This window comes from Helicobacter sp. T3_23-1059 (genome assembly GCF_053654515.1).
The window spans coordinates 1-1,214 of sequence record NZ_JBSIUV010000144.1; the positions used below are offsets into that span (position 1 = coordinate 1).

Consider the following 1,214-nt stretch of genomic DNA (forward strand, 5'->3'; position numbering starts at 1 on the left):
CGGCGATAGCGAAGTAAAAAGCCTTAAAGAAGTGGATTTATACGACTTTTTAGACTATATGATAGGCAAAGGACAACAAAACGAAGCCACAAGCGCATTAAAAGACGCGCTCATACGACTAAAAAACTATGAAAAAACCCCCACACCAAGCCCCGATAAATCCCCCTCCCTTAGCACGAGGGCGGACAAAGGGGGAGGGTATCAAAACACCCCTGCGCAAAAAGACACACCTACAAAATCCACACCACAAAGCGATGACTTAGCCGCGCAAAACCAAAATCTAAGCAAAGACATTGACACGCTAGCACTAGAAAAAAGCCTAGAAAAAAGATTTAACGACTTTGAAAAACAAGCAAACGAGCGAGCGGGCAGAGAACTAAGCGTAAAAGAATTTGATGAATGGTTTGAAAATGAAGCAAAAAATGGAAACAAAGAGATTTTAGACTACAAAAAAGACTTAGCAAAGTATAGGGAAATCGATGATAAAGCCCGAGCACAAGCCATAGCACAAGAACAATCAAAATATATTACCCAAAAAACGCAGCAATGGCTAGAAAAATACAAAAACGACTTAAGCGGAGGCAAGACGGACGCGGAAATTATCGCTAGCAATAACATTGATTTTACAAAAGGAAAACAAGATTTATCCTTTATGCGCAAAAACATAGAATCTAACTATGGCATTAAGCCAGCGCAAGAGTTTGGCACAAACTATGCGGAATTTTACAAAGACGGGCAAGGGGCTATCCAAAAACTACTAGCCGAAGCGAGCGCAGCAAAACAAGCGGGCGAGGAATTTAACGGACAAGTCGCAGGGGCGTTTAAAAAGCAAATCGATGGCGTTTTAAGTGATATTGATTTAGTCTGGGGCAAAATCACGGACGCACAAAAACACGAGGGCTATGGCTTAAGCCACATTATCGACAAACACCCCGAACTAGACTTACACAAAATCCCTGAAATCATAGAAAGAGGGGAAGTGGAATCTAAAAAAGGAATAACTACAATTTGGCATAAAGATAGCGATGGGAAAATCTATAAATTAGGAATTTCACAAGGTTTTAATGGTAAGGGGGACAATAAATGGGTAGTTACAGCGTATGAAGTCGAAAGGGAAAAGGATAAGACTTTCGGCGATACCCTTTTTACAACTAAACGCCCTTTAGAAAACCCTGACGAACAAATTATACAACACACTGCTGAGAAAATCCAAC

General features: G+C 40.8%; 1 protein-coding gene. It reads left to right on the plus strand.

The window, feature by feature from the left end:
- The coding region (locus ACWIX0_RS13655) for a putative barnase/colicin E5 family endoribonuclease (RefSeq protein WP_454174530.1) at window positions 1–1,214 on the plus strand (1,214 nt) is incomplete at both ends.